This is a genomic window from Streptomyces sp. NPDC048659 (assembly GCF_040650575.1).
Classification (GTDB): Bacteria; Actinomycetota; Actinomycetes; order Streptomycetales; family Streptomycetaceae; genus Streptomyces.
Window position 1 is genome coordinate 154563 of record NZ_JBEZHM010000008.1, and the last position, 20781, is coordinate 175343.

Here is a 20781-nt window from a genome sequence, read left to right on the forward strand (position 1 = left end):
CGTACGACTGGATCCGGCCAAACTCGGACGGGCTTCCGGAACTTCTCCGCCGCGCCCGGCGTGCCCCAGGCGGCGCGAACGTACCGGTCCGCTCTCCCCGCGCGCCCCGCCCCCGCGCGCGTCCCGGCGCCCGCCGGCCCCGGCCCGGACCGCCCGGCCGGTGCCGCGCCCGGCCCTCGCCGCCCCCGCCGACCTGCGACGTCCGACCCGTGAGCGGTCCGTACCACCGTCCGGTCCGTACCCCCCGCCGCCCCGGCCGCCCGCCCGCCGGGCCGCCCACGGCCCCCCGCACCCGCCCGCCCCCGGCGCTCAGTTGTCAGCCGCCCGAGATCGACTGAGGGTGACGCGGGGAGCGGGGACGGGCGAGGATGAGCCTCATGCCAGAGACTTCCAGCATCGTGCTTCCCCGTCAGGTCGCCGACGAATACGTCGACGCGCTCATCGAACTCGACCCGATCACCGGTACTTACCTGGGAGTCAAGGAGAGTTCGGGGCGTCTCCCCGACTTCTCCCCCGCCGGCCAGGAGGCCATGGCCGAGCTCGCGCGCCACACCCTCGCCCTCCTCGACGAGGCCGAGCGGCGGCCCGGCGCCGAGGACGAGGCGGAGCGGCGCTGCGCCCGGCTGCTGCGGGAGCGACTGGACGCCCAGCTGATCGTGCACGACGCCGGCGAGGGCCTGTGCGCGGTGAGCAACCTGCGCTCGCCCGCCCACAGCGTGCGCATCTCCTTCACCGTGCTCCCCACGGAGACCGAGGAGGACTGGGCGGCGGTCGCGCGGCGGCTGCGGGCCGTCCCCGAGGCCCTGGAGGGCTACCGCGCCTCGCTCGCCCTCGGCCTGGAGCGTGGGATGCCCGGCGGCCCCCGGGCCACCGCCACCTTCATCGGCCAGCTCACCGAGTGGGCGGGCGGCACCGGCGAGGACGGCGCGCCGCGCGGCTGGTTCGAGGAGTTCGCCTCCGGCGCGGGCGAGCGGGTCGACGAGAAGCTGCGCGGGGAGCTGGCGGCCTCGGGAGCGGGCGCCGACCTGGCCGTCGCCGCGCTGCGGGACTGGATGCGCGACGTGTACGCCCCGGCCGTGGCCGACGCCCCGGACACCGTGGGCCGCGAGCGCTACCGCCGCTGGTCGCGCTTCTTCAACGGCACCGAGCTGGACCTCGACCAGGCGTACGCGTACGGCTGGTCCGAGTACCACCGGCTGCTCGGCGAGATGAAGGGCGAGGCCGAGCGGATCCTGCCCGGCGCCGGTCCCTGGGAGGCGCTCGCCCACCTCGACGAGCACGGCACCCACATCGAGGGGGTCGACGAGGTCCAGGCGTGGCTCCAGCAGCTGATGGACGAGGCGATCAAGTCCCTGGACGGCACCCACTTCGAACTCGCCGACCGGGTGCGGCGGGTGGAGTCCAGGATCGCCCCGCCCGGCGGCGCCGCCGCCCCGTACTACACCGGCCCGTCCGAGGACTTCTCGCGCCCCGGCCGCACCTGGCTGCCGGTCGACGGGCAGACCCGCTTCCCCGTGTACGACCTGGTGTCGACCTGGTACCACGAGGGGGTGCCCGGCCACCACCTGCAGATCGCGCAGTGGGCGCACGTCGCCGACCGGCTCTCCCGCTACCAGGCCACCATCGGCAAGGTCAGCGCCAACACCGAGGGCTGGGCGCTGTACGCGGAGCGGCTCATGGACGAGCTCGGCTTCCTCGGCGACGCGGAGCGGCGGCTCGGCTATCTGGACGGCCAGATGATGCGGGCCTGCCGGGTGATCGTGGACATCGGCATGCACCTGCGGCTGGAGATCCCGGCGGACTCGCCGTTCCACCCGGGCGAGGTATGGACGCCGGAGCTGGCGCAGGAGTTCTTCCAGCGGCACAGCAGCCGGCCGCCGGCCTTCGTGGAGAGCGAGATGACCCGCTATCTGTCGATGCCGGGGCAGGCCATCGGCTACAAGCTGGGCGAGCGCGCCTGGCTGCTGGGCCGGGCCAACGCGCAGGCCGCGCACGGCGACTCCTTCGACGCCAAGGCGTGGCACATGGCGGCCCTGTCGCAGGGTCCGCTCGGCCTGGACGACCTGGTGGAGGAGCTGTCGCGGCTCTGAGCGCGGTGCGCCGGGCGGGCCGTCCACGGCGTGGGAAGTCCCCGGAAGCCGCTTGCGCTCCCGGGGTTTTCCCTGCAAGGTCACGCCCATGACCAGCGGATACATCCCGGACGCCACGGACTGGCGGATCCTCGACGCCCTTCAGGAACAGGGCCGGGCCAGCTTCGCCGAGCTCGCCCGCGCGGTGTCCATGTCGGCGTCGGCGGTGACCGAGCGGGTACGGCGGCTGGAGGAGGCCGGCGTCATCGCCGGCTACACGGCGGTGATCGACCAGGAGCGGCTCGGCCTGCCGATCCTGGCCTTCGTCCGGCTGCGCTACCCGCACGGCAACTACAAGCCCTTCCACGACCTCGTCGCGGCGACCCCCGAGATCCTGGAGGCGCACCACGTGACGGGCGACGACTGCTTCGTCCTCAAGGTCGCCACCCGGTCGATGAAGCACCTGGAGGAGATCTCCGGGAAGGTGGGCGCGCTCGGCTCGGTCACCACCAGCGTGGTGTACTCCTCGCCGCTCCCCCGGCGGGCCATCAGCCGCTGAGCGCCTCCGCGCCGGTGCGCAGCCGCACCGCGGAGCCGTGCCGGTCCTTGACGACCTCCAGCTGGGCGGGGACGCGGCGGCGCAGGTCGCCGACGTGGCTGACGATGCCGACGCTGCGGTCCCGTTCGCGCAGCGAGTCGAGGACGTCCAGGACCTCGTCGAGGGTCTGTTCGTCGAGGCTGCCGAAGCCCTCGTCGATGAAGAGGGTGTCGAGCCGTATCCCGCCCGCCTCGTCGGTGACGACGTCGGCGAGGCCGAGGGCGAGCGCGAGGGAGGCGAAGAAGGTCTCGCCGCCGGAGAGGGTGGCGGTGTCCCGCTCGTTGCCCGTCCAGGCGTCCACGACGTGCAGGCCGAGCCCGGCGCGCCGGCCGCCGCTGCGGGCGTCGGAGTGGACCAGGGTGTAGCGGCCGGAGGACATCCGCTGGAGGCGGGCGGTGGCCGCGGCGGCGACCTGTTCGAGGCGGGCGGCCAGCACGTACGACTCCAGGCGCATCTTGCGCTCGTTGTCGGCGGAGGTGCCCGCGGTGAGGGCGGCGAGCCCGGCCACCCGCTCGTACTCCTCGCGCAGCGGCCCGAGGCGGCGGGATTCGGTGTCGGCCTGCCGGGAGAGCCGGGCCAGCTCGGCGCGCCGCTCCCGGACGGCGGCGAGCGCGGCGGCGGCCCCGCGCAGCGCCCGCTCGGCGGTCGCGTGGGCGGCCGCGGCGGACGCCGGGTCGGCGGGCGGGAGTCCGGCGGCGGCGGCCGTGGCGGGCTCGGCGAGCCGGTCCGCGACGGCGGCGGCCTCGCCGTCCCACGCGTCCACCCGCTGCTGGAGCCCGCGCCGGGCGGGCTCGTCGAGGAGGGCGGCGGCGGCCTCGGCGGGGGTGGCGAAGCCGCCCCGGAACGCGGCGTCGGCCAGCCGGTCGTCGGCCCGCTTGAGGGCGGCGGCGGTCTGCTCCGCGGCCCGTACGGTGTCGGCGGCCTCGGTCAGCAGGGCGATGCGCCGCTCCAGGAGCGTGGCGTGCGCGGCGACGCTGCCGGAGGCGCCGCGGGTGCGGGCCAGCTCCTCCTCCAGCTCGGTGTGCCGGCGCTCCAGGGCCTCGCGGCGGGAGGTCCGCCCGGCGGCCCGCCGCTCGGCCTCGCGCTGGGCGGCGCGGCGCTCCTCGTACTCCCGCTCGGCGCGGTCCAGCGCCTCGCGGGCGGCGTGGGTCCGGGCGGCCAGGGCGTGGGCCTCGGCGTGCTCGCGGGTCAGCTCCTCGACGGCGCGGGCGAGCCCGGCGACGCTCGGCCCGTGCCCGGCCTCGTCGTCGGGGGGTGTCCCGGTGTCCGTGGCGCGGGCCTCCACGGCCGCCGCGTCCAGGGCGCGGGCGGTGCCCGCGACGGCGGTCTCGGCGGCGGTGCGGGCCTCGTCGGCGCGGGTGTAGGCGGCGTACGCGGCGTCCTCGGCGGCGCGGTCCACATGGCCGGCGGTGGTGCGGGCGGGGGCCGGGTGGGCGGCGGAGCCGCAGACCTGGCAGGGGGCGCCCGGTTCGAGCGCGGCGGCGAGCTCGGCCGCGATGCCGCGCAGGCGGCGGGACTTGACGTCCAGCCAGCTCTCGTGGGCCTCGTTGCGCCGCTCGCGGGCGGTGGTGAGGCGCTCGCGGGCGGCGGCGAGCTCGTGGGTCAGCTCCTCGCGGCGGCGGGCCGCGGCGAGGCGGCGGCGGGCCGGGTCGAGCCGTCCGGCGAGGTGCTCGGCGCGGGCCGTGGCGTCCTGGGTGACCGTCACCCGCCGCTGGAGCTCCGCGCGGTGCGGCTCCCAGTCGGCCAGCCAGGCGGCGGCGTCCTGGAGGGCCTCGTCGTCGGCGCGGGCCTCGCGCTCCAGGGTGGCGCGCTCGGCGGCGAGTTCGGCGGCGCGCAGCTCGGCGCGGCGGGCGGACTCCAGGCCGCCGAGCTCCTCGCGGAGCCGCCGCTCCAGGGCGGAGAGCTGGTCGGCGCCGGCCTCGGCGAGCTCGGCGGGCAGGCCCGCGCGGGCGCGGGCGAGGGCGGTGTCCGCCGCGCGGTGGGCGCGCTCGGCCTCCTCGCGCAGGTCGAGGGCGGGGGCGACCCGGTCGGCCTTGAGGGAGCGGTCCAGGGAGTGCTGCCAGGCGTCCCGCGCGGGGCGGCGGGCGGTGAGCTCCTCGCGGCGGCGGACCGCCTCGGCGTGCCGCCGCTGGAGCTCGGCGAGCTCGCGGGCCGTGTCGAGGGCGGTACGGGCGGCGGCCTCGCGGCGCTCGGCGGCGGCCAGCCGCAGGCCCGCGATGTCCAGGTGCTCGCGGGCCTCGCCGCGGGCGAGGGCGGCGCGGGTGCGGACGGCTTCGGCCAGGCCGGGCTCGCCGGGGCGCTCCTCGACGGCGGTGGTCCCGTCCCCGGCGGCCTGGGCCATCCGGTGGGAGAGGGCGAGGAGTCGCTCGTCGCCCTCGCGGACCTGGTGTTCGGCGGCGCGGCGCAGCTCGGCGAGGCGGTCCTCGACGGCGGCGAAGCGGCGGGTGTCGAAGAGGCGGCCGAGGAGCCGGCCGCGGGCCTCGGCGTCGGAGCGCAGGAAGCGGGCGAAGTCGCCCTGGGGCAGGAGCACGACTTGGCAGAACTGCTCGCGGCTCATGCCGAGGAGCTGGGTGATCTCCTCGCCGATCTCCTGGTGGGAGCGGCTGAGGCCGATCCACTGGCCGGTCTCGGGGTCGTGGTGGCGGAGCAGGCTCTGGGCCTTCTCGGTGGTGAAGCCGCCGCCGCGCTTCTTGGGGCGCTGCTGGGCGGGCCTGCGGGTGATCTCCAGGCGCCGCTCGCCCACGGTGAGGTCGAGGACGACCTCGGTGGGGGTGCCGGCGGGGGCGTGGTCGCTGCGCAGGCTGGTGCCGGGGTTCTGGCGGGCGCCGGGGACGGCCCCGTACAGGGCGAAGCAGACGGCGTCGAGGACGGAGGTCTTGCCGGCGCCGGTGGGTCCGTGGAGCAGGAAGAGCCCGGCGGCCGACAGGGCGTCGAAGTCGATCTCCTGGGTGGTGCCGAAGGGCCCGAAGGCGGTGAGGGTGAGGCGGTGGAGTCTCACCGGCCGTCCCCCTCCCGCTCGGCGGCGGCGGTGCGGACGGCGTCGAGGGCCCCGTACAGGACGGCCCGCTCGGCTCCGTCGGGGCCGCTGCCGCCGCGGACGTGGGCGACGAAGTCCTCGGCGATCTGCCGGTCGTCGCGGCCCCGGAGGCGCAGGGCGTAGGAGAGGAGCGGGTCGTCCTCGCCGCGCTCGGGGTCGAAGACCAGGTGGAGGGTGCCGGGGAAGCGTTCGCAGAGGCGGGCCATGGGCTCGGCGGGGCGGACCGGGTCGGTGAGGGTGGCCTCGACCCAGGAGTCCTCGTGGCGGGCGAGCGCGGGGTCGTCGAGCAGCTCGTCGAGGCGGCCCCGGATGCGGGCGAGCGGGCGGGGCACGGGGCAGTCGACGCGCTCGGCGGTCTCGACGGAGCCGTCGGCGCCGAGGTCGATCAGCCACATGGTCTTGCGGTGGTCGGCCTCGGAGAAGGAGTAGGCGAGCGGGGAGCCGGAGTAGCGGATCCGGGGGCTGAGGGTCTGGCTGCCGTGGAGGTGTCCGAGGGCGACGTAGTCGACGCCGTCGAAGACCCCGGCGGGGACGGAGTCGACGCCGCCGACGGTGATGTCGCGCTCGCTGTCGCTGGGCTCGCCGCCCGCGACGAAGGCGTGGGCGAGGACGACGGAGCGGGTGCCCTCAGGGCGGGCGGCGAGGTCGGCGCGGACCCGGTCCATGGCGGCGGCGAGCACCGCTTCGTGACCGGCCTTCTCGGTGCCGAACTCGGCGCGGACCAGGGCCGGTTCGAGGTAGGGCAGGCCGTAGAGGGCGACGTCGCCGTGCGTGTCGGCGAGGACGACGGGGGTGCCGGCGCCGGCCGGGTCGGTGCGCAGGTGGATGCCGGCGCGCTCGATGAGTCCGGCGGCGACGCCGAGGCGGCGGGCCGAGTCGTGGTTGCCGGAGATCATGACGGTCGGCACCCCGGCGTCGGCGAGCCGGTGCAGGGCGGTGTCGAAGAGCTCGACGGCGGAGAGCGGGGGCACGGCGCGGTCGTAGACGTCGCCCGCGACGAGGACGGCGTCCACCTCGCGGTCGAGCGCCGTCGCCACCAGGTGGTCGAGAAAAGCGGCCTGGGCGTCGAGCAGGGCGACCCGGTGGAACGCCCGCCCCAGGTGCCAGTCCGACGTGTGCAGAAGCCTCATGATCCCTGAGCGTATCGGTGGGGTGTGACAGCGGCGGCGGTCCGGCCCCGCGCGGGGTGCCGGGGCTCACGCATCGCCGTACGCCTCTCCCCCGAGCTCGAAGCCGGCGGCGCCGGCGGTGGCGTCGGCGAGCCAGGCCGTGAAGCGCGTCACGTCCGCGTCGGGGAGCCCGATCTCGATGGTGACCTCGGCCCCGTAGCGCACCTCGCGGACGGCCCGCCCGGTGGCCCGCAGGTCGTTCTGGAGCTTGCCCGCGCGCTGGTGGTCGATGGTGACGGTGGCGAGCCGGTAGCGGTGCCGGGTGACGGTGCCGAGCGCGTCGAGGGCTTCGCCGACGACGCCGCCGTACGCGCGGATGAGGCCGCCCGCGCCGAGTTTCACGCCCCCGTAGTAGCGGGTGACGACGGCGGCGACGTAACGCATCTCACGGCGCAGCAGCATCTGGAGCATGGGGACACCGGCGGTGCCGCCGGGTTCGCCGTCGTCGGACGCCTTCTGCACGGAGGCGTCGGCGCCGACGACGTACGCGAAGCAGTTGTGGGTGGCGGTGGGGTGCTCGCGGCGGATCCGGGCGACGAACTCCTGCGCCTCCGCCTCGGTGGCGACGGGCGCGAGCGCGCAGAGGAAGCGCGATCGGTTGATCTCGGACTCGTGGACGCCCTCGGCGGCGAGCGTGCGGTACTGCTCCTGCATCCCGCCAGCCTAAGCGCCCGGCCCGGGAACACCGTCCTGCCTGTCGTGGTTGCAGCCTGCGAAGACACCCGACGGCGAGCGGCACGGAGGCGGAGCATGTACGGCGACCCGGAGACCATCCGCAGGATCCTCACGGAGAGCGGCGACACCTGGGCGGTCGTGGGCCTGTCCAACAACGAGAGCCGGGCCGCCTACGGGGTGGCGGCGGTGCTCCAGCGCTTCGGGAAGCGGGTCGTGCCGGTCCACCCGAAGGCGGAGACGGTGCACGGGGAGCGGGGGTACGCGTCGCTGGCCGAGGTCCCGTTCCCGGTGGACGTGGTCGACGTGTTCGTGAACAGCGAGCTGGCGGGCGCGGTCGCGGACCAGGCGGTCGAGGCGGGCGCCAAGGCCGTGTGGTTCCAGCTCGGGGTGGTCGACGTCGAGGCGTACGCCCGGACCCGGGAGGCGGGCCTGGACATGGTCATGGACCGCTGCCCGGCGATCGAGATCCCCCGGCTGGGCTGAGGCGGGGCGCTCCCGGCCAGGCTGAGCGGGGAGCTCCCGCGGGGTGCCTCACTGCGGGGTGACGCCGAGGCCCTCCAGGATGACCGCGCCGGGGAGCTCGGCGAGCGCCTTGCCGGGGAGGATGAGCTTGCCGCGGCGGCGCCCGCTGCCGACGAGCACCCAGGGGAGGTCCACGACGGCGGCGTCGACCAGGACCGGCCAGTCGGCGGGCAGGCCGACGGGGGTGACCCCGCCGTACTCCATGCCGGTGTCGCCGGTCGCCACGTCCATCGCGGCGAAGCGCGCCTTGCGGGCGCCGAGCTCCCGGCGTACGACGCCGTTGACGTCCACCCGGTCCGCCGAGCGCACCACGCAGGCGGCCAGGGTCTCGGTCTCGCCGCGCTTGCCCGCGACGATCACGCAGTTGGCGGAGGTGCCGAGCAGCTCGCGCCCGTGGTGCTCGACGAAGACGGCGGTGTCGGCGATGGCCGGGTCGGTGTCCACGTAGAGGATCCGGTCGGCGGGGACGGCGCCGCCCCAGTCCCGGACGGCGGCGGCGACCGGCGGGGTGAGCAGGTCCAGGCAGTCGGGGGCGGGCCGGGCGTCGTCGAAGTCTCCGATGGGTGCGCGCATGGCGGGCACGGTAACAAGCGGGCCCAACCGCGCGGGCGTTCGTCTCAGCGTACGGGCGGGATGGAGACGGCCAGGGTCATCTGGACGGTCTCCTCGCCGTCGTTGCGGTACGCGTGCGGCACGTTGCCCTCGAAGACGGCGGAGGTGCCGGCCGGGAGGGCGTGCTCCGCGCCTTCGACGACGAGGGTGAGGGTGCCGGCCGTGACGTGCAGGAGCTCGGTGGTGCCGTCCGGGTGCGGGTCGGAGGCGGTGCCGTCGCCCGGCATCAGGGTGTAGGACCACAGCTCCAGCGGGCCGCGGGCCTCGGTGCCGACCAGGAGGGTGGTGTGGCTGCCGGTGGAGGTGGACCACATGCGGACGGCCTGGCCGGGCGGGACGAGGCGGACCTGGGGGCCCTGCTCGTAGTCGAGGAGGGTGGTGATGGAGACGCCGAGGGCGTCGGCCAGCTTCACGGTGGTGCCGACGCTGGGGTTGGTGCGGGCCTGCTCGATCTGGATGATCATTCCCCGGCTGACACCCGCGCGGGCGGCGAGGGCGTCCAGGGTGAAGCCGCGTTCGTTGCGCCAGCGCTTGAGGTTGCGGGCGAGCGACTGCGTGAGCTGGTCGAGGTCCGACACATTCCGTCCAATATTTTGGATGACAGAGTTCAATATGCTGCACTATCGTGTGGTGCACCCGATTGTTCACTGCACTGTACTGCGAGGAACCCCGCATGACCGCCCTGACGGCCGTCTACGCCCTGGCCACCAGCCTGCTCTGGGGCCTCGCCGACTTCGGCGGCGGGCTGCTCACCCGGCGCTTCCCGGCGCTGACGGTCGTCGTGGTCTCGCAGAGCCTCGCCGTACTGGTCCTCGGCGCCCTCGTGCTCGCCACCGGCGCCTGGCACGAGGCCGGACCCCTGCTCTGGTACGCGGTCGCGGCCGGCGTGGTCGGCCCCGCGGCCATGCTCGCCTTCTACAAGGCCCTCGCCCTCGGCCCGATGGGCGTGGTCTCGCCGCTCGGCTCGCTCGGCGTCGTCGTCCCCGTCTCCGTGGGCCTGCTCCTGGGCGACCGCCCCGGGCTCGCGCAGTTCGCCGGGATCGCGGTGGCCGTGCTCGGCGTCGTCCTCGCGGGCGGCCCGGAGCTGCGCGGCGCGCCCGTCCAGCGCCGCGCGGTGCTGCTGACGCTCGTCGCCGCCTTCGGCTTCGGCGCGGTGATGGCCCTGATCGCCGAGGCGTCCACGACCCTGACCGGCCTCTTCCTGGCGCTCTTCGTGCAGCGCGTGACCAACGTGGCCGTCGGCGGCGGCGCCCTGTGGCTCTCCGTCCGGCGCGGCGGCCGGGCGCTGCCCGAGGGCGGCGGCGGGCTCCGCGCGGTCCGCGCCGCGCTCCCGGCGCTGGCCTTCGTGGGCCTGGCCGACGTCGCCGCCAACGGCACGTACGCGCTGGCCGCGCGGAGCGGCCCGGTGACGGTGGCCGCGGTCCTCGCCAGCCTCTACCCCGTCGTCACGGCGCTCGCCGCGCGCGGGGTGCTGAAGGAACGCCTCCGCGCGGTCCAGGCGGCGGGCGCGGGGCTGGCCCTGGTGGGCACCGTGCTGCTGGCCACGGGGTAGCCGTGCGCCCGCGCGGGACCCGGACGTCGTCCCGCGCGGGGCGGCGCCGCCCGTCCGGGTCCTACGGCCAGAGGAGCTCGCGCTCCCAGCCGCCCGCCGGGTCCCGCCGGTAGCGCAGCCGGACGTGGCGGCGCTGGGCGTCGCCCTGGAAGAACTCGACCTCGGCCGGCTCCACCACGTACAGCGTCCAGCTCTCCGCGTGCGCCTCGGGCTCGCGCAGGGCGCGGTCCCAGGCGGCGGCGCTCGCCTCCGCCAGCTCGTCCAGCGACCCGAGCGGCTCGCTCTGCCGGCCCACCAGCGCGGAGGCGAGGGCCCCGGCGGTGCGGTGGTGCAGGTCCGCGTACGCCTCCTCGGGCGTCCCGGTGACGACCGTGCCCCGGACCCGTACGGCACGGCCGCGCACCGGCCAGTAGAAGCCGAGGGCCGCCTCGGGCCGGGCCGCGAGCTGACGGCCCTTCGCGCTGCCCGCGTGCGAGGCGAAGTGCCAGCCGCGGGCGTCCGCCCCGTGCAGCATGACCGTGCGCAGGTCGGGCCGCCCGTCCGCGTCCGCGGTCGCGAGCGTCATGGTGTGCGGCTCGACCGCCTTGGCCTCCACCGCGTCCGTGAACCAGGCGCGGAAGAGCGCCACCGGCTCCTCGGGCACGTCCGCCGGGTCGAAGGCGGGCAGCTCGGTGTCCCACACGCGGAGAGACCGCAGGGCCTCCTGAAAACGCCGTTCGTCGTCCATGGCGTCCATCATGAGGCCCTGCGGCGCCGGTCCGGGAACCGGCGGGTGATCAGTCGACCAGGCGATCAGGCGATCGAGTGATCGGGGATCAGTCGGTGTAGTAACCCGTCACGTCGGCGATGAGGTCCACCGAGCCGTTGTGGTTGTAGAAGGTCACCTTGCCGTCCTTGACCGGCACGATCACGCCGTTCGGCACGGTCTGCCCGGCGACGACGTTCAGGTTCGACGCGGACGGGCGGGCGGTGCCGTACGGGTAGACGGAGACGAAGCTCGACGCGGTGACGTTGGTCGCCGTCACGTTGAGCACGACCGCCTTGTACTTCGTGCCCACGGTCAGGCTGACCGTCTGGCCCGCGCCGACCTTGGCCTTGGCCACCCCGGTGCCGTTGCGGGTGTCCATCAGGCGCTTGGGCTGCATCCCGGTGAACAGCGCGCCGGAGCCCTCCTTGAAGTACCCGGCGACGTCGGCGAGCACGTCGACCGAGCCGGCCCGGTTGTAGAAGGTGATCTTGCCGTCCTTGACCGGCACGACCGCCATGTTGGGCACGGTCCGCCCCGCCTCGAAGTTGACGTTCGAGACGTTCGGGCGGGCGGTGCCGTACGGGTAGGCGGAGACGAAGCCCGCCGCCGTGGCGTTGGTCGCCGTGATGTTGAGCGCGACGGCGGTGACACCGGGCTCGGTCACCGCGAGGGTCACCGTGCCGCCCGCCTGGATCGCGCCCTTGGCCACGCCGGTGCCGTCGCGCGTGTCCATCAGGCGCTTGGGCGAGACCGGCTGGTACGTGGACCCGGAGGTGCCCTCGGCGTAGTAGCCGGCGATGTCGGCGAGGAGGTCGACGGAGCCGTTCTTGTTGTAGAGCTCGACGTAGCCGTCGGTGACCGGGACGGTCACCAGGTTGGCCGCCGTCTTGCCCGCCTTGAAGTTCAGGCTGGAGGACGAGGTCCGCAGGGTGCCGGACGGGTAGACGGAGACGAAGCCGTCGGCCGTCGCGTTGGTGGCGGTCACGTTGAGCACCACGGAGGTGAGGCCCTCCGCCGGCACCCCGGCCGCGCCCGCGACCTTCAGCCGGACCGTGCCGTTCGGACCGACCTTCGCCTTCGCCGCGCCGAGACCCTCACGGGTGTCGAGCAGGCGCGTCGGGGTGACGGGGGTGTAGGTGCCGGGGAGCGTGCTGAGCGAGCTGCCCTTGACGTCGAAGACGCCCTGGGCGCCCCGGGCGGGGCCCACACCGTCCAGCGGACGGACGGTCAGCTCCCAGCGGTACTGGTTGGACTCGATGGCCCGGCCCTTGGCGTCCTTGCCGTCCCACTGCACGCGGACGGTGCTGCCGTCGCCGCGCGTGCCGCTGAAGGTGCGGACACCCTCGCCGTCGCCCTTGGCGATGCGCAGCTCCCAGGAGCCAACCGCCTTCGAGAAGCGCCATTCCGGCGCCCAGACGGCGGCGGCGGGCTCGACCCCGGAGCCGGTGAAGGTCAGCGGCTCGACCGAGTGCTGAAGCGCCTTCAGCGGCTGGGCGTCCACTCCCGCGCTCTTGACGTGCACGTTCTTGGCGCCGTCGACGAACGCGACGCCGCCGCCGAACTTGTCGACCGTCCAGGTGGAGCCCCGGCCCGAGCCCACGCCGGCCGGGAGGTCGGCCAGGTCGCGGGTCTGCCCGGAGGCCGCCTCGGTGAGCTTCAGCAGGTCGCCCTCGTGGCGGACCACGAAGCCGTCGCCGAGCAGGGCCTCGCCGGCCGGGACCGCGACGCTCTTGCGCAGCTCCTGGTCGTAGACGCCCGCCCCGTCGGCGCCGCAGGACCAGTAGAGCCAGCGGTCGACGGCCTGGAGCTCGGTGGGCGTGCAGTGGGAGCCCAGGTCGACCGGGGCCGAGGTGGTGCCCGCCGCCAGGTCGTACGCGACGACCTGACCCTCGTTCGCGCCGGCCTTCCAGACCTGGGAACCCCACAGCGCCGCCGCGCCGTCGACCGTGTACCGGACGTCGGTCGCCGTGCTGCCGTCGTTCTCCAGGTCCGCGACGTAGGAGACGCCGTCCCGCCGGGCCAGCACGTAGCGGCCCGCGCCGTCGACCGGCGTGGCGTTCGCGACCGGGAGGTCGGCGGTGCGGCGGGTGGTGGCGCCCGTGGGGACCGTGATCCGCCGGTTGTCCACGTACGCGGAGTCGCCGTCGCCGAGCGCCACCAGACCGGGCGAGCTCGGCGCGATGACCCGGGCGCGCAGCCGCGCGTCGCCCGCGGTCGGCGGGGTCGCGGCCAGGTCGGTGTCGACGTCGTACAGGCCGAGCGTGTCGATGCCGGACACGCTGTCGCTGAGCAGGTTCAGCCGGCCGCCGCCCAGGGCGAGGCCGCCGTAGCGGGCCTTCGCGGCCGGGACCGCGGCGACCTTCACGAGCTTCGGCGCGCCGTCCTCGCCGACGGTGACGCGGTGCACGCCCCACGCGTCGGCGCCGGTGCCGCCGACGGCGAGGACGCTGCCGTCGGGGGCGGTGGCGAGCTGCGCCGCGGCGTGCGGGAGCAGGTCGCGGACCTCGCCGGTGCCGACGCGGACGGCCTTCAGCGGGTGCCCGGTGGTGGTGGCCTCCACCTTCTGGGAGGGCTGCTCGGCGATGAGGAACCAGTCCCCGACAAGCGCCACCTTGGCGTCCCAGGTGTCCTGGAGCGAGGGCGCGTTCGTCTCGGTGGTCTGCTTCGGCTCCGTGCGCGGAGCGGTCCGGATCTTGTAGCCGAGGGTGTCGTAGTACGCGATGCGGTCGGCGCCCAGGGTGACGAGCACGCCCTCGCCGGCCGGCGCGGTCGGCTTGAGGGACGCGGTCGCGTAGTCGAGGAGGTACTCGACGCCGAACTGGCCGGCCTCGCGGTTGAAGCGGAGCAGCGCGCCGCGGGAGTCCTGCTGGAGGACCTCGACCTCGGCGAACGCCTCGGGCAGCGCGGGGAGCGCCTGCTCGGTGGGCGTGCCGTCGACGACCCGGATGAGCTGGAGGGCGTCGAGGTAGGCGCCGCCCGGGCGGGTGGTGGCCGTGACAACGGTGTCGGCGGCGAAGGCGCCGGTGAACTTCCGGCCCTGCGGGACGGCCACGTCCAGGCGCTGCTGCCCGGTCGCCAGGTCCTTGACCTTGACGCGGTCGACGGTCACGGCCGGGTCGGTCTCGACCGACGCGTACAGACCGGAGTGGCCCTTGGTGGCCTGCTCCTGGGTGATCTGCGCGTCGGTGCCGCTCGCGGTGTCGGTCCACACCCAGCCGTTGCCGCCTTCCTGGCGGTGCGCGTAGCCGGTGGCGCCGACCTGGCCGAGCTGCTCGCTCCGGGGCACGAAGCGGCCCGGGTTCGGGATCACGACCTCGCCGGCGGTCTGGGTGCCGGTCGCGTAGGCGGGCGTGGTGAGAGCGGTGCAGAGACCGGCGGAGACTGCGGCGGCGGTGGCCAGAGCCAGCACGCCGCGGGTACGTATGTACAAGGAACTACCCCTCCATGAGCCTGTCGGGCGGCAATGGGGGGCCATCGTTCCGCGCGGAAACCCGCGTGGCCCCCTCCGGCCGCCCCCGCCCGGAATCGGATCGTAACAGGATCATCGGGCGTCGACGCAACCGAATTCGAACCTGTTCAGTCCTTCATGACGGAGCTTCAGGTCTCCAGCTCGGCGAGGTCGTTCAGCTGGTCGGGGTCGAGTGCCGCGAGGGCCGCGAGCTGCCCGGCGGTCATGCCCGCGGGTATCGCGCGCGGCGCGGGCGTGCGCAGCGGCGGCTGCCAGCCCTTCTCCGGGTCGTACGAGCGGACCACCCGCGCGGGCGCGCCCGCGACCACCGCGTGGTCGGGCACCTCGCCCCGTACGACGGCCCCGGCGGCCACCACGACGTTGCGGCCGATGCGGGCGCCGGGCAGGATCACGGCACCGGTGCCCAGCCAGCAGCCCGGCCCGATGACGACGGGCTCGGAGCGCGGCCACTGGCGCCCGACGGGCACGTCCGGGTCGTCGTAGCTGTGGTTGGTCGAGGTGATGTAGACGTACGGCCCGCAGTAGGTGTCGGAGCCGATGGTGATGGGCGCGTCGGCGATGACGTGGCTGCCGCGGCCCAGCACGACCCCGTCGCCGAGGGTCAGCACGGTGTCCTCGCCGAGGTCGAGGTCCGGCAGCATCCCGGCGGTCAGGGTGACCTGTTCGGCGATGATGCAGCAGCCGCCGATCTCGATCCAGCGCTCGCCGAAGACGGTGCCCTGCGGGAAGGCGAGCCGGGTGCCCTCGCCGATCCGGCGGAAGCGCAGCCGCCCCGGGTGCTCGGCGGTGACGGCGCCCGCCTGCTGGATCCGTCGCCAGGCGCCTTGGAGGGCGCGGGCGACGGTCCGGCGGCGCCAGGCGCCGAGCGAGGAGAACGTGTTTCTGTTCCGGGGCACCCGGACACCGTAGTAGGCGGTGTCGTCGCTGATCAGTGCGGTGCGCTGTGATGTCCGTCATGGGCCGCGGCTACGCTTCCGGGCAAGGCGCGACCGACGGAGCGAGCGAGCAGGAGCGAGTCATGACAGAGGCGTTGATCAGGGGCGTGGGCGGCAAGGAGCCGCGGGTGGACCCGACGGCGTTCACCGCCCCGACCTCGGTGGTGCTCGGCGAGGTCACCCTCGGGCCCCGGGCCAGCGTCTGGTACCACGCGGTGCTGCGGGCGGACTGCGGGCCGATCGAGATCGGCGAGGACGCGAACGTCCAGGACAACTGCACGGTGCACGTCGACCCGGGCTACCCGGTGTCGGTCGGCGCGCGGGTGACGATCGGTCACAACGCGACCGTGCACGGCTGTGTGATCGAGGACGACGTGCTGGTCGGCATGGGCGCCACCATCCTCAACGGCGCCCGGATCGGCGCCGGTTCCCTGGTCGCGGCGCAGGCGCTGGTGCCGCAGGGCATGGAGGTGCCGCCCGGTTCGCTGGTGGCCGGTGTCCCGGCGAAGGTCCGGCGCCCGCTGACCGATGAGGAGCGGGCGGGCATCCGGCTCAACGCGGAGATGTACCTGCACCTGGCGAAGGCCCACGCGGAGACGTTCGGCGAGGACTGAGCGGGCGGCGGCGGGGCGGGGGCCGCGTCCGGCGGACGGGCGGGGACCCAGGGTCCCCGGGTCCGGCTCAGACCCGCCCCGGCCGCTTCTTCCGCCCCGTGCGGCCCGCGACGAGGGCCTGGCGGATCTCGGCGGCGGTGCGGCGCGCGTACTCGCTGGTGGCGGTGGTCTCCGCGGTGCCGGGGACGAAGCGGTGCTCCGGCTGCCGGCAGTAGCCGCAGGGGCCGCCGTCGTGGATCAGCCGCCCGTCCTCGCACGCCGGGTTCGGGCAGGGCCCGCGTCCCACGAGGAACTCGGCGATCTCCTGCGGCGCCCAGCGGCGCCGGTTGTCCTCGTCGCGCTCGTGGATGGCGTGGGACCAGCGGGTGTGCCAGCGGCGCTCGACGCGGTCGAGGAGCTGGGCCGGGGTCCGGTGGCCGAGCTCGTCGGCGAGGATCTCGGGCAGGCTGCGCGGGAGGCGGTGGCCGAGCGCCTGGAGCAGCGGCTGCGGGAAGCCCTGCATGATGAAGCCGATCGGGTCGGTGCCCGGGCCCCGCTTCCAGGTGCGGCAGCGGCAGGCGCCGTCCGCCGGGAGGGGGCCGCCGCAGCGCCCGCACCGGCCTCGGCAGTCGGCGCACAGCCCGTTGTCGAGCCCGTCGAGGTGCGGGGCGGGCGCCCGCCCGCAGTCCACGCAGCAGGCGGCGCACATGCCGCACAGCCGCTCGTCGCCGATCCGGGTCGACCAGGGGCGCTGCTGGCAGCGGCAGCACAGGTGGGACCGGCAGTGGTCGCCGTGGGCACCGTCGTACCTGTCGAGCACGGCGCGGCTCCTTTCCTCTCGCCTGCGGGGGGGCTCCCCCCGTAGGTCAGTCCGCGACGGCCGGCGCGGCCTCGGCGCGCGCGGTGGCGTCGGCGGCGGCCTTCTTGGCCCGGTTCTTCAGGATGAGCATCGAGGCGAGGCCGATGAGGACCGCGAGGACCAGGCCGAGCCAGGAGAAGCGCTTGAGCCACGCCTCGGCCACGATGCCGACGGAGTAGATGACGGCGGTGGTGCCGCCGGCCCAGAGGATGCCGCCGAGGACGTTGGCGACGAGGAACTTCCAGTACGGCATCCGCAGCACGCCCGCGAGCGGTCCGGCGAAGATCCGCAGCAGGGCGACGAAGCGGCCGAAGAAGACCGCCCACATGCCCCACTTCTCGAAGGAGCGCTCGGCGAGCCCGATGTTGGCCTCGCTGAAGTGCTTGGGGAATCTGCGGCCGAGCTTCGCGAGCAGCGGCCGGCCGCCCTTGCGGCCGATCGCGTAGCCGATCGAGTCGCCGATGACGGCACCGGCGCTGGCGCAGGCGCCGAGGACGTACGGGTCGATGTGGCCGTGCTGCGAGGCGAGCAGGGCCGAGCTGACGAGGACGATCTCGCCGGGCAGCGGGATGCCCAGGCTCTCCAGCCCGATCACCACCCCGACCAGCGCGTAGACGGCGACCGCGGGGATCGTCTCCAGCCACTCCTGGACGTGCACGCGGGTTCCTCTCCCTGCCGGCTTCCGAACCCCGGCACTCTACCCGGTCACGGGGTGCCGACCGGGGCCTCGGTCCGCAGCCGCAGGTCTCGGGAGGAGGCGCCGGCCCACAGCGTCCGCCGGCCGGTGCCGAGGACCCAGCCGTGCCGGGCGGGGTCCCAGGAGGAGAGGGTGCGGGCGGCGATCCGCAGGGTGACGCGGCGGCTCTCGCCGGGGGCGAGGACGAGCCTGCGGTAGCCGGCCAGCAGGCGGCGCGGCTGGTCGACGCCGAGGGCGGCGAGGTCCGGGGAGGGGCCCGCGTAGACCTGGGCCACCTCGGTGCCCGCGCGGGCGCCGGTGTTGGTGACGGTGAAGGAGACGTCCAGCGCGTCGCGGGCCTCACCCGTGGGGGTGACGCGGAGGCCGGTGTAGTCGAAGCGGGTGTACGAGAGGCCGTGGCCGAAGGGGAAGAGCGGGGTCACGTCGTGGGCGTCGTACCAGCGGTGGCCGACGTGGACGCCTTCCGCGTACGTCTCGGTGCCGTCCTTCCCGGGGTAGCGCGCGGGGTCGCCCGCGGTGGGGTGGCGGTCCTCGGCGGCGGGGAAGGTCTGGGTGAGCCGGCCGCCGGGGTCGGTGTCGCCGAAGAGCACGGCGGCGGTGGCGGCGGCGCCCTCCTGGCCCGGGTAGTACATCTGGAGGACGGCCGCGGTGTCCGCGAGCCACGGCATGGTGACGGCGGAGGAGGTGTTGAGGACGACGGTGGTACGGGGGTTGGCGGCGGTGACGGCGGCGATCAGGGCGTCCTGGCGGCCGGGCAGGGCGAGGGTGGCGCGGTCGCGTCCCTCGGTGGCGTCCTCGTAGGCGAAGAGCACGACGGCGTGGGCGGCGCGGGCGGCGGCGACCGCCTCGGCGAGGTCGGCGGCGCGGCTGGTGTCGTGCGCGGCGCGGAGCCGGAAGAGCTGCCCGTCGGCGCCGCCGCGGGCGGTGACGGTGAGCCGGTGGGGTCCGGGGGCGAGGCGGCGGTCGGCGCGGCGCAGGCTCAGGCCGTCGGCGGCGCGGGAGACGAAGCCGCCGGTGAAGTACTCGGCGACGCCGGTGCCGGCGGGGAAGAGTTCGGTGCCGTCGAGGGTGACGCGGGGGCGTTCGCCGCCGTGGTGGACGAAGAAGCTCCAGTCCCGGTCGGCGGCGGTGGTGGTGAGGGTGCCCTCGTAGTGCCAGGTCTCCCCGGCGGCGACGGCGACGGCGTCCAGGTTCCGGGCGGGGGCGGTGGCGGGCAGCGGGCGGCCGTAGGGGTCCTCGCCGAGGGCGTACGTGACGGTGGCGCCGGGCCCGGCGCGGTCGCGCAGCGCGTCGAGCGGGGCGGCGGCGGTGTCGGGGACGACGTGGGCGCTGCCGCCGCCGCTGACGAAGGGGACGGCGGCGGTGGGGCCGATGACGGCGAGGGAGCGGGCGGCGGCGCCGGTCAGCGGCAGGGCGCCGGCCTCGTTGCGCAGCAGGGTGGCCCCGGCGGTCGCGACGCGCAGGGCGAGGCGGGCGCCGGCGGCGGCGTCGCGCTCGGGGCGGACGGAGCCCTCGTCGAGGAGGCCGAAGCGTTCGCGCACGGAGAGGATCCGGGCGACGGCGCCGTCGACGACGGAGCGTTCGACCCGCCCGTCGTCGACGGCACGCCGCAGGGCGGCCCCGTAGTGGGTGCCGCCTGGCATCTCCATGTCGCAGCCGGCGGTGAGGGCGGCGGTGGAGTGGACCGCCTCCCAGTCGCTCACGACCCAGCCCGTGAAGCCCCAGCGGGTGCGCAGGACGTCGGTGAGCAGGGCGCGGTTCTCGGTGGCGTGGACGCCGTCGACCTTGTTGTACGCGGCCATGACGGCGCCGGCCCCGGCGGCGACGGCGGCCTCGAAGCCGCGCAGCTCGGTCTCGTGCAGGGCCTGTTCGCCGGCCCGGACGTCGACGGTCTCCCGGTCGCGTTCCTGGTTGTTGAGGGCGAAGTGCTTGACGGTGGCGATGAGGCCCTCGTCCTGGATGCCGCGGATCTCCTCGGCGACGAGGTCGGCGCAGAGCAGCGGGTCCTCGGCGAAGGTCTCGAAGTTGCGGCCCGCGTAGGGGGTGCGGATCAGGTTGACCATGGGCGACAGGAGCACGTCCTGGCCGAGCGCGCGGCCCTCGTGGCCGATGACCCGGCCGTAGGCGCGGGCGAGTCCCGGGTCGAAGGAGGCGGCGAGCATGACCGGGGCGGGCAGCGCGGTGGCGGGGCGGGCGACCCGCACGCCGGCGGGTCCGTCGGCGAGCCGGAGCGGCGGAATGCCGAGGCGGGGGACGCCTGGCACGTGACCGGCCTGGCCGAGGCTCGCGGGGTCGGCGGCGCCGTGCAGCAGGGCGGTCTTCTCGTCGAGGGTGAGCTCGGCGAGGAGCTCGCGCACCCGGGCGCTGGGCCGGGCGGGGGCGGCGGGGCCGGGCGGGGCCGGGGCGGCGAGGGCGCGGGCGGTGCCGGGGGCGACGGCGGTCAGGGCGGCGGCTCCGGCGAGGGCGACCAGCAGGCGCCGCCGGGAGACCGCGCGGGGGCCGCGCGCTCCGTCGTGGCGGGGTGAGGGCACGGCGGCGCTCCTTCGGGCCGGCACGATTCCTGCGATCATGCGCTGATCGCAGGATGCGTGACGGTGCGCCCGATTCCACGCCGCCGTGCCGGGGTTCCGCCGGACGGGCGGCGGCTCCCCGGGGGACCTCCGACCTGGGGCGGTGCGCCCCCGGGAGCCTCAGCCGCCGGGGCGGAGGGTCGCCGGAGCCCTCAGGCGCCGGAGCCCTCAGGCGCCGGAGCCCTCAGGCGCCGAGGCGGCGGCCCCCCGGAAGAAGCCTCAGCCGCTGGGGCGGAGGGTCCAGACGACGGTCATCTCGCCGGTGACGGCGCCGTCCTCGCGCGTGAGGTCGATCCGTACGGGGAACTCGGGGCGCTGTCCGGCGTCGAGCTCGGCGACGACCTCGGCGGCCGGGCGGCCGAGGGTGGCGGTGGCGGTGACGACGCCCATGGCGAGCTTCTTGTAGCCGATCTCGGCCTTGACGGCGAGCGGCACGGCCCGGCCGAGCTGGTCGCCGAAGGCGGCGAGGACGATCGCGCCGCTGGCGGACTCGGCCAGGGTGAACATGGCGCCGGCGTGCGGGCCGCCGACGTGGTTGTGGAAGTCGGCCTGGTCCGGCAGGCGCACGACGGCGCGCTCGGCGGTGGTCTCCAGGAACTCCAGGTTGAGGGTCCGGGCCATGGGCACCGTGGCGGCGAGCATCTCGCCGACGGTCATCTGGTCTGCGCTCATGACC

17 protein-coding genes are annotated in these 20781 nt (G+C 75.6%); 5 read left to right on the top strand and 12 right to left on the bottom strand.

What is annotated here, in order from left to right; all coding sequences use genetic code 11:
* Positions 1-377 precede the first annotated feature (377 nt).
* Both AB0C99_RS09170 and AB0C99_RS09175 read left to right on the top strand, forming a co-directional pair.
* Positions 378-2090 carry a DUF885 domain-containing protein gene (locus tag AB0C99_RS09170; protein WP_362471631.1) on the top strand — a complete coding sequence of 571 codons (1713 nt, stop codon included), beginning with the start codon at positions 378-380 and terminating at the stop codon, positions 2088-2090.
* An 88-nt stretch (positions 2091-2178) separates the two neighbouring features.
* Entirely contained in the window at positions 2179-2628 is a 450-nt protein-coding gene (locus tag AB0C99_RS09175) for an Lrp/AsnC family transcriptional regulator (RefSeq protein ID WP_362471633.1), read from the top strand.
* Here the strand turns inward: AB0C99_RS09175 and AB0C99_RS09180 are convergent.
* From AB0C99_RS09180 to AB0C99_RS09190, 3 genes are all read right to left on the bottom strand, one after another.
* A complete protein-coding gene (locus AB0C99_RS09180; RefSeq protein ID WP_362471636.1) occupies positions 2618-5665 on the bottom strand; it encodes an SMC family ATPase in 3048 nt (1015 codons plus the stop codon). The genes AB0C99_RS09175 and AB0C99_RS09180 overlap by 11 nt on opposite strands.
* On the bottom strand, positions 5662-6834 hold the full coding sequence (locus AB0C99_RS09185; protein WP_362471639.1) for an exonuclease SbcCD subunit D: 1173 nt from the start codon (positions 6832-6834) through the stop codon (positions 5662-5664). Before AB0C99_RS09185 ends, AB0C99_RS09180 begins: the two co-directional genes overlap by 4 nt.
* Before the next feature lie 66 nt (positions 6835-6900).
* Positions 6901-7527: a YigZ family protein gene (locus tag AB0C99_RS09190; protein ID WP_362471642.1), complete on the bottom strand. Its 627-nt coding sequence runs from the start codon at positions 7525-7527 to the stop codon at positions 6901-6903.
* A 96-nt stretch (positions 7528-7623) separates the two neighbouring features.
* Here AB0C99_RS09190 and AB0C99_RS09195 point away from each other — a divergent pair, with 96 nt between their 5' ends.
* Positions 7624-8031 (top strand): CoA-binding protein, encoded by a 408-nt coding sequence (locus AB0C99_RS09195; RefSeq protein ID WP_362471645.1) that lies wholly within the window; start codon positions 7624-7626, stop codon positions 8029-8031.
* A 48-nt stretch (positions 8032-8079) separates the two neighbouring features.
* Here AB0C99_RS09195 and AB0C99_RS09200 read toward each other — a convergent pair whose 3' ends face one another.
* Together AB0C99_RS09200 and AB0C99_RS09205 are read right to left on the bottom strand one after the other, a co-directional pair.
* Positions 8080-8643: a YbaK/EbsC family protein gene (locus tag AB0C99_RS09200; RefSeq protein ID WP_362471648.1), complete on the bottom strand. Its 564-nt coding sequence runs from the start codon at positions 8641-8643 to the stop codon at positions 8080-8082.
* A gap of 44 nt (positions 8644-8687) precedes the next feature.
* Positions 8688-9260 carry an XRE family transcriptional regulator gene (locus AB0C99_RS09205; protein ID WP_362471651.1) on the bottom strand — a complete coding sequence of 191 codons (573 nt, stop codon included), beginning with the start codon at positions 9258-9260 and terminating at the stop codon, positions 8688-8690.
* A gap of 104 nt (positions 9261-9364) precedes the next feature.
* On the opposite strand from AB0C99_RS09205, the gene AB0C99_RS09210 reads away from it, so the two are divergent.
* Positions 9365-10234, top strand: coding sequence for a DMT family transporter (locus tag AB0C99_RS09210; RefSeq protein WP_362471819.1), 870 nt, complete (start codon positions 9365-9367; stop codon positions 10232-10234).
* A gap of 61 nt (positions 10235-10295) precedes the next feature.
* On the opposite strand, the gene AB0C99_RS09215 is transcribed toward AB0C99_RS09210, so the two are convergent.
* From AB0C99_RS09215 to AB0C99_RS09225, 3 genes are all read right to left on the bottom strand, one after another.
* Positions 10296-10961 (bottom strand): pyridoxal 5'-phosphate synthase, encoded by a 666-nt coding sequence (locus AB0C99_RS09215; RefSeq protein WP_362471654.1) that lies wholly within the window; start codon positions 10959-10961, stop codon positions 10296-10298.
* A gap of 88 nt (positions 10962-11049) precedes the next feature.
* Positions 11050-14412, bottom strand: coding sequence for a hypothetical protein (locus AB0C99_RS09220; RefSeq protein WP_362471656.1), 3363 nt, complete (start codon positions 14410-14412; stop codon positions 11050-11052).
* Between the two features lie 167 nt (positions 14413-14579).
* The gene (locus tag AB0C99_RS09225) at positions 14580-15347 is read right to left on the bottom strand and encodes an acyltransferase (protein WP_362471658.1); all 768 of its coding nucleotides are present in this window, start codon (positions 15345-15347) and stop codon (positions 14580-14582) included.
* 122 nt (positions 15348-15469) lie between these two features.
* Here AB0C99_RS09225 and AB0C99_RS09230 point away from each other — a divergent pair, with 122 nt between their 5' ends.
* Positions 15470-16000, top strand: coding sequence for a gamma carbonic anhydrase family protein (locus AB0C99_RS09230; RefSeq protein WP_362471661.1), 531 nt, complete (start codon positions 15470-15472; stop codon positions 15998-16000).
* Between the two features lie 67 nt (positions 16001-16067).
* On the opposite strand, the gene AB0C99_RS09235 is transcribed toward AB0C99_RS09230, so the two are convergent.
* The 4 genes from AB0C99_RS09235 to AB0C99_RS09250 all read right to left on the bottom strand — a co-directional run bounded on the left by AB0C99_RS09235 (position 16068) and on the right by AB0C99_RS09250 (position 20762).
* On the bottom strand, positions 16068-16799 hold the full coding sequence (locus AB0C99_RS09235) for a hypothetical protein (protein WP_362471664.1): 732 nt from the start codon (positions 16797-16799) through the stop codon (positions 16068-16070).
* Positions 16800-16845: 46 nt separating this feature from the next.
* The gene (locus tag AB0C99_RS09240; protein WP_362471666.1) at positions 16846-17496 is read right to left on the bottom strand and encodes a DedA family protein; all 651 of its coding nucleotides are present in this window, start codon (positions 17494-17496) and stop codon (positions 16846-16848) included.
* 47 nt (positions 17497-17543) lie between these two features.
* On the bottom strand, positions 17544-20066 hold the full coding sequence (locus AB0C99_RS09245) for a glycoside hydrolase family 3 C-terminal domain-containing protein (protein ID WP_362471668.1): 2523 nt from the start codon (positions 20064-20066) through the stop codon (positions 17544-17546).
* A gap of 258 nt (positions 20067-20324) precedes the next feature.
* On the bottom strand, positions 20325-20762 hold the full coding sequence (locus tag AB0C99_RS09250; protein ID WP_362471822.1) for a DUF4442 domain-containing protein: 438 nt from the start codon (positions 20760-20762) through the stop codon (positions 20325-20327).
* Positions 20763-20781: the final 19 nt, after the last annotated feature.

Coding starts and splice junctions, on each gene's coding strand:
- AB0C99_RS09170 (WP_362471631.1), top strand. CDS start 378: ATGCCAGAGACTTCCAGCATCGTGCTTCCCCGTCAGGTCGCCGACGAA.
- AB0C99_RS09175 (WP_362471633.1), top strand. CDS start 2,179: ATGACCAGCGGATACATCCCGGACGCCACGGACTGGCGGATCCTCGAC.
- AB0C99_RS09185 (WP_362471639.1), bottom strand. CDS start 6,834: ATGAGGCTTCTGCACACGTCGGACTGGCACCTGGGGCGGGCGTTCCAC.
- AB0C99_RS09190 (WP_362471642.1), bottom strand. CDS start 7,527: ATGCAGGAGCAGTACCGCACGCTCGCCGCCGAGGGCGTCCACGAGTCC.
- AB0C99_RS09195 (WP_362471645.1), top strand. CDS start 7,624: ATGTACGGCGACCCGGAGACCATCCGCAGGATCCTCACGGAGAGCGGC.
- AB0C99_RS09200 (WP_362471648.1), bottom strand. CDS start 8,643: ATGCGCGCACCCATCGGAGACTTCGACGACGCCCGGCCCGCCCCCGAC.
- AB0C99_RS09215 (WP_362471654.1), bottom strand. CDS start 10,961: ATGGACGACGAACGGCGTTTTCAGGAGGCCCTGCGGTCTCTCCGCGTG.
- AB0C99_RS09230 (WP_362471661.1), top strand. CDS start 15,470: ATGACAGAGGCGTTGATCAGGGGCGTGGGCGGCAAGGAGCCGCGGGTG.
- AB0C99_RS09250 (WP_362471822.1), bottom strand. CDS start 20,762: ATGACCGTCGGCGAGATGCTCGCCGCCACGGTGCCCATGGCCCGGACC.